At 64.7% G+C, this 6,323-nt stretch carries 5 protein-coding genes and 2 pseudogenes; 1 reads left to right on the top strand and 6 read right to left on the bottom strand.

Annotated features, from left to right (window positions below; translation table 11 throughout):
- Both VFP86_01680 and VFP86_01675 read right to left on the bottom strand, forming a co-directional pair.
- Positions 1-91: short-chain dehydrogenase (locus tag VFP86_01680; GenBank protein ID HET8998334.1), on the bottom strand; the 91-nt coding region annotated here is incomplete at its 3' end.
- A gap of 774 nt (positions 92-865) precedes the next feature.
- Positions 866-3,253 carry a LuxR C-terminal-related transcriptional regulator gene (locus tag VFP86_01675; GenBank protein HET8998333.1) on the bottom strand — a complete coding sequence of 796 codons (2,388 nt, stop codon included), beginning with the start codon at positions 3,251-3,253 and terminating at the stop codon, positions 866-868.
- Between the two features lie 168 nt (positions 3,254-3,421).
- Here VFP86_01675 and VFP86_01670 point away from each other — a divergent pair, with 168 nt between their 5' ends.
- A complete protein-coding gene (locus tag VFP86_01670) occupies positions 3,422-4,330 on the top strand; it encodes an AAA family ATPase (protein ID HET8998332.1) in 909 nt (302 codons plus the stop codon).
- 36 nt (positions 4,331-4,366) lie between these two features.
- Here the strand turns inward: VFP86_01670 and VFP86_01665 are convergent.
- The 4 genes and pseudogenes from VFP86_01665 to VFP86_01650 all read right to left on the bottom strand — a co-directional run.
- Positions 4,367-4,489 (bottom strand): annotated as a pseudogene (locus tag VFP86_01665) (alpha/beta hydrolase).
- Between the two features lie 5 nt (positions 4,490-4,494).
- Positions 4,495-4,587: pseudogene (locus VFP86_01660) on the bottom strand (epoxide hydrolase (part 1)).
- Positions 4,588-4,617: 30 nt separating this feature from the next.
- Positions 4,618-4,953: a hypothetical protein gene (locus tag VFP86_01655; protein ID HET8998331.1), complete on the bottom strand. Its 336-nt coding sequence runs from the start codon at positions 4,951-4,953 to the stop codon at positions 4,618-4,620.
- A 224-nt stretch (positions 4,954-5,177) separates the two neighbouring features.
- Positions 5,178-6,323, bottom strand: a 1,146-nt coding sequence (locus VFP86_01650) for an epoxide hydrolase (protein ID HET8998330.1), incomplete at its 5' end; no start/stop codon positions are given.

Below are 6,323 nucleotides of genomic sequence, written 5' to 3'. Positions count from 1 at the left end.
CGTCGCGCCCGAGACGCAGGGCGATGGCCCTGCCGATGCCACGGCTCCCGCCTGTGACAAGGGCGATCTTTCCTTCGAGAGATTTGCTCATGACACGCTTCTTTATGCTTTTCATTCTTCGAACTGCACGGAAGGATAGTTATTAAACTCGATCACCACTCTGGGCATTCCCGACTGGCCTACCTTGGGAATTGCTGAAGAATGAGCTGCCCCACACGACACTCAAGGGGCTCAGGCCGTAGAAGAAGCAGGCGTTGATGGACCGCTCACCACTCCCCAACCGGGGTTCGTTGCAGCAAGACCGTCATCGAGGGTCTTCAGATCAGATTATCGATTTCTCTCGCATACGCGGCTGCCCATCCAAGCTACAGCACATTCTTGCAGAACGCGTCGATGGTCAACCTCGCCATCTCTTTCCCCTGAGGGCCGGGGCACTTACGCCTAAGACTCGCTCCGATCGGCTCGGGCGTTAACGGCGGACCGTGTGCCCACCTTATAAGGGAAACTGCACGCCCAAAGCCGGATGCTGTGGCTGCACCACGGTGCCGTATCCCGTGTCATAGCCTTGACCCGCGGGCTCCGTCGGCGACGCCGATACTTCAACCCCACGGGCACCCGCAAACGTTACGCTCGACGCAAACGCGAGACTCACAGCCAAAACGACCGCCGCTAGAATCTTCTGCATCGTACCCACCTCGTTTGTTTCTCGAACCCGTTCCACCCCGGCCTATCCACTGACATAGTGAACCGGTGTCTTCTCGTGGACATTCCCAACTCGCTCCGCGTTAACGAAGTTGTTACTTCCCCGTCTTCTCGAATCGCTGATCGGGGGCCGCATTCGGGTCTTGGCCCGCGCCAAGGAGGACTACAGCAGGCCGCGTTGCACCGCCGCAACCGCCGCGTGCGCGCGAGTGTCCACGCCCAGTTTTCGCATCGCCGACGTGAGATGCGATTTCACGGTGCGTTCTCCGATGCCGAGCGAGGTCGCGATCTGTTTGTTCAGCAGCCCCTCGGCGACGAGGCGCAGGATCGCTTGCTCCCGGCTGCTGAGGAACGCGCGGGGCTGCGCCCCGCCGGTCGTGGTGGCGCCCTCCGGACCGGTGCCCGCGAACGGCTCAAGACCGGCCCGCGCCAAATCGGCCACCTCGTCCACCGACAGCGTGCGTCCTTCTGTCACCGCCGTGCGATACTCCGACCCGTCCATCTGATCGCGAGCCTGGGCCGTGATCTTCTCTTGTTCCTCTCGAACGCGGGATCCAAAGGCAAGGACGTCGCCCGTCGACTCGCTCCATGCCTCCCCCGCGGCCAACAGCCGCACGGCATGGTCGAGGTGGCCGAGGTGAGCGCTGACCAACGCGGCGGCTGCCACCGTAAACCACCACGCGCGCAAGGGCGCCTGCTCGCGTGCCCAATTGAGTGCCGAGCCCGCCAGCACGGCGGCTCCCGCGTCGTCTCCTCGCTTGAGCTTGACGCGGGCGAGTTCACTCATGTCGGCCGCCGCCATGCGCCTGTTCCCCAGTGTGCGGGAGAGGTCGAGGCTCGCGGTGAGGGCGGCCTCGGCCCGCCCGAGATCGTCCAGGAGTATACGCGCCCCCCCCAAGAGGAATAACGTGTGTGCCTGCCACCGTAGATCGTGTTCCTCCTGCCACAAGGCGAGGCTCCGCTCCAGCAGCGTCTGCGCCTCCCGAGCGTCCCCCTCGAACGCGGCGACCATACCGAGCCGGGTGAGGGCGCGGGCCGTCCCGGCCGAGTCGCCGAGGGCCCTCGCGAATTCTACTGCGTGCTGGAGAAGCCCCCGAGCCGCAGGATGGTCGCCCAGGGATGACGCGAGGGTGGCGACGCCCTCGAGCGCCCTCGCGCGGAATCGCGAAGGGATATCCGGGCCCAGCGCAAGCGCCTGCTCCAACCACCGGCGCCCTTCCCGCAGGTTGCCGAGTGCCCACCAGAAGTAGGCGAGCGCCCCCGCGAGGCGCATGGCCGTTTCGCCATCTCCCCGGTCCGTGGCCCACCGCAGCGCGGCGCGGAAGTTCTCACGCTCCTGCTCCACCCGCCGCAGCCACGCCCGTTCCTCCGGACCCCACACCTCCGGTTCCGCGCGCTCCGCTAGGGCGAGGTAGTAGGCAGCGTGCCGCTGTCGTGCGGTGTCGAGCTCCCCGCTCGCCCCCAACCGTTCCAGCGCGTACTCGCGGATCGTCTCCAGCATCCGGTACCGTCGATCGGCGCCGTTGACGCCTTCGGTCTGTACCAGACTCTTCTCCACGAGCGCCCCGAGCACGCGCCAGAGGGGGACCACCGGGTCCCATCCCTGGACGATCTCCTCTGCGGCGTCGAGCGCCCATCCCCCCGCGAATATGCCCAGCTGTCGAAACAGCATCTCCTCGCTGCTGGTCAACAAGGCGTGGCTCCACTCAATCGTGTCCCGAAGGGTGTGATGCCGGGCCGGGGCGTCGCGCGTCTCTTCCATCGAGAGTAAGGCCGGCCCCTGCAATCGTTCCAGCATCGCTGCCGGCGACAAGGCGCGACTGCTAGCCGCCGCGATCTGGATGGCCAGGGGCATCCCGTCGAGCCGGTGTACCAGCTCGGCGATCGCCTGGGCGTCCGCAGGCGTGGGGGCAAAATCGGGCTGGACCAACCTGGCCCGCTCCAAAAAGAGCGCCGATGAGGCTGCTCGGGCGACGCTCTCGGGGGTTGGCCGGGCAAGATCGGGCAACGCGAGTCCCGCCAAAACCATCACGTGCTCCAACCGAAGATTCAGCGGCTCGCGGCTCGTGACGAGCACCTTCAGGTGCGGGCAGGTGGCCACCAACTCACCGACCCGGGGCGCGGCGGGGAGAACGTGTTCGAAGTTATCCAGGACGAGCAGAACGCGGCGGTGTTTCAAGTATGCGGTGATCCGCTCCTGGGAGGAATGAGCGGTGGTCTCTCCGAGCTGCAACGCCTGGGCGATCGCGGCGTCGATGTGGGTGGGATCCCGAAGCGGCACCAGATCGACAAACCATACCCCATCGGGAAAGGCCGACTCTACGCAGCGGGCCGCTGCGACCGCGAGCCGTGTCTTCCCGACGCCGCCCGGACCTGTCAAAGTCAAGAGGCGCACAGTCTCGCCGAGCAGGTACTGGTGCAAGACCTCCAGTTCGCGGTCGCGGCCGATCAGAGGCGTCGGGTCGGACAGGAGCGTCAAGGGCAGCGTCCCCCGAGCCTTCGGTGGCGTCCTGCGAGGCGCGCCCTGGGATTCTCGACGTCGCTTGGACATGCTCAACTCCGCAGAGGAGCAAGGGGAGGCCGGCACCTATCTCGAGGAAAATCTAGCTGTTCACAGACAACTGGCCAGGCAGGCGCGACGCGGTGAATTGCCGGGACGAATCCCCAGCGGAATACTAACAAACAACATCGTCGTTCTGCAAATGCATGGGAGGGGACGATGATCAAGTCGCGCCACCGGGCGGGCCGGGCCAGACCGGACGCCGCGTCGCTCACCCTCGGCGCGCTGCCGTCCACGGTTCTATCTGATCCCTCGCGACTATTCGGCCGGGAGCGCGAGATGGAGGCCGTTCGCGCGCACCTCTTCGGCGAGTCGGCGCGCCTCGTCACGCTGACGGGCCCGGGTGGCATCGGGAAGACACGCCTGGCCCTGGCGGCGGCCCGGGACGTCCAGCCGGCGTTCCGCGATGGGGTCTGGTTTGTCGACCTCGCACCCCTCCATAACCCCGCCGAGATCGACGCCGCGATCGGACAAGCCCTCGGGCTCGAGGAGGCCGCCGCTCTTTCACCGGCGGAGCGAGTCGCCGCGTATCTCAGGAACCGCCACCTCCTACTGGTCTTGGATAATTTTGAGCATCTCTTGCCCGCAGCGGCTCGGGTGGCGGAGCTGTTGGCCGCAGCCCCGGCGCTCAAGGTATTGGTCACGAGCCGCGAACCGTTGAAGCTCCGCCTGGAACATCAGGTTCCCCTGGCCGGGCTCGCCCTGCCCGATCTGCGCGCCCCGGACCTGGCCACCGTGGAGCAGGCGCCGGCGGCGGCCCTCTTTCTGGAACACGCACGGCGCATCCAGCCAGAGCTTGCGCTCACCCCGGCGGACACGCACGCCCTCGCCGCGCTCCTGCACCGGCTCGACGGCCTCCCGCTCGCGATTCGCATCGCCGCAGCCCGCAGCCGCGTGCTGTCGCCGACGACGATGCTCGCTCGGCTTCAAGGGCAGGCCCTCTTGTCCACGGAAGAAGCGCGGGATGTACTGGGGCGGCATCACACCCTCCGCGACGCCATGGACTGGAGTTATGGCTTGCTCCACCCCGCCGAGCAGGCGGCATTCCGCCAACTGGGCGTCTTTTAGAAGACAGATGTCATCTCGGGTCGGGCGCACAACCGATCAATAACGGTCGACGTCGACGATCGCTTTGGCAAAGGCCTGCGGAGCTTCTTGAGGCAGATTGTGCCCGATGCCGCCCTTGATGGTCCGGTGCGCATATCTGCCCGAGAATTTCTTAGCGTAGCCCAATCTGTCCAACTCCGCGGGGCTTGATATTGCTCGCTAGGAAAGACGCTTACGGCCACCGGAATGAAGACTCCCTTGGCGTTGAAAAAGCCACCCGGCCGGCCCCGCCGCCTCGCCTGCGACGATTACTTGACCTTGCTTCCCCCGCGCATTGCTTTGATCGCTTCGATGAGCTGCTTGTTCGCGTCCACCAGGTTCTTGCTCATGTCCGTCACCATGCTCATCTCGTCCATCATCGCCTTCTCGTTGGTGGTCATGGGCATCTTGCCCATCATGCCCATCTTCGTCATCGCCTTTTGCCAGGTCGTCGCTGCCTTGGTGTTGGCGGTTGTGGCTGCCTCGAGCGCTTTGTCCACCCCGGGGGAGTTCTGAGCGGCGGCGTAGTGGGTCCCTCCGAGCGGGCCCGCGACGAGCACGCCCAGAAGCATGATCATCGTCACTTTCATCCAGGTCAGTTTCATCATCCACCTCCAGATAATGTGTATCCTGTTGTTCGTAGATCCCAACCGATCAATAACCCTCTCAATAACCATCGGCATCAACGACAGCCTTGGCAAACGCCTGCGGAGCCTCTTGAGGCACATTGTGACCGACGTCGAGGATGATTTCCAACTCGACGGGGGTACCGAGCGGAAGGCTGGCGACACCATACGCTAAGCGGCAAGGGGTCGTCTCCAAGCAGGCCTTAGCGCAGCGATTTGAATGCCGCGCGAAGTTCGTCCACAAACAGCTTCGGCTGTTCCCAGGCCGCAAAATGCGTGCCCTTGGAGAACCTGTTGTAGTGGATGAGCTTGGGATACGCCTTCTCAGCCCAACTCTTCGGCGCCTGGTAGATCTCTTCGGCGAAAGCACTCACGGCGACCGGGATCTTGATGCCCCGCACATCGAAGAAGCCGCCGGCTGGAAGATTATGCCGGGTGTCCCAGTAGAGGCGTGCTGAGGAGATCGCGGTGTTCGTCAGCCAGTAGAGCGTGACGTTGTCGAGGATGTCGTCCCGCGTCAGCCCTTCCGGCTTGCCGTCGATAGCGCGCGCGATCATTAGGTAGCTGCGAATGTCATGGTCGATCATCCACGCCGCAAGGCCAACCGGAGAATCGGCGATTCCGTACAACGTCTGCGGGCGGTTGTTCATCTCGAGGGCGTAGCCCAACCCATTCTTGTAGAAGTCGTCGAGTTGATCCCACGCGTGTTTTTCATCAGGTGAGAGGCCGGTCGGCGGCGGGCCGCCAACCGCGAGTGCCTTCGACACATCGGGGGGAACGGTGGCGGCCATGTTGGTGTGAATACCGAGCAATCCCGGCGGCTGTTGCAGGGCCATCACCTCGGAAACGGCGTTGCCCCAGTCACCACCCTGCGCCACGTACTTTGTGTAGCCTAGGCGTTGCATCAGCGTCGCCCACGCCTTGGCGATGCTGACCGGGTTCCACCCGGGCGCCGTCGGCTTCCCGGAGAAGCCGTAGCCCGGCAGCGACGGAATCACCAAATCGAAGGCGTCCGATGCGCTCGCGCCATGGGCCGTGGGATCGGTGAGCGGATCGACAATCTTCAGCTGCTCGATGACCGAGCCGGGCCATCCGTGCGTGACGATCATCGGCAACGCCTTCTCATGCTTCGATCGAACATGGATGAAATGGATGTCGAGCCCATCGATCTCGATCATGAATTGCGGCAAGGCGTTGAGCCGCGCCTCGACTTTCCGCCAGTCGTGGCCGGTCTGCCAGTACTGCGCGAGACTGTGCATGGTCGCGAGCCGCACGCCCTGGGTCTCGTCGGTGACCTGCTCCTTGTCAGGCCAGCGCGTCGCCGCGATGCGCCGGCGTAGATCGGCGAG

It is taken from the genome of bacterium (genome assembly GCA_035703895.1).
Lineage (GTDB): Bacteria > Sysuimicrobiota > Sysuimicrobiia > Sysuimicrobiales > Segetimicrobiaceae > Segetimicrobium.
The sequence above is the reverse complement of the archived record's forward strand: the minus strand, read 5'-3'. Positions and strand labels throughout refer to the sequence as shown.

Coding starts and splice junctions, on each gene's coding strand:
- VFP86_01675 (HET8998333.1), bottom strand. CDS start 3,253: ATGTCCAAGCGACGTCGAGAATCCCAGGGCGCGCCTCGCAGGACGCCA.
- VFP86_01655 (HET8998331.1), bottom strand. CDS start 4,953: ATGAAACTGACCTGGATGAAAGTGACGATGATCATGCTTCTGGGCGTG.
- VFP86_01670 (HET8998332.1), top strand. CDS start 3,422: ATGATCAAGTCGCGCCACCGGGCGGGCCGGGCCAGACCGGACGCCGCG.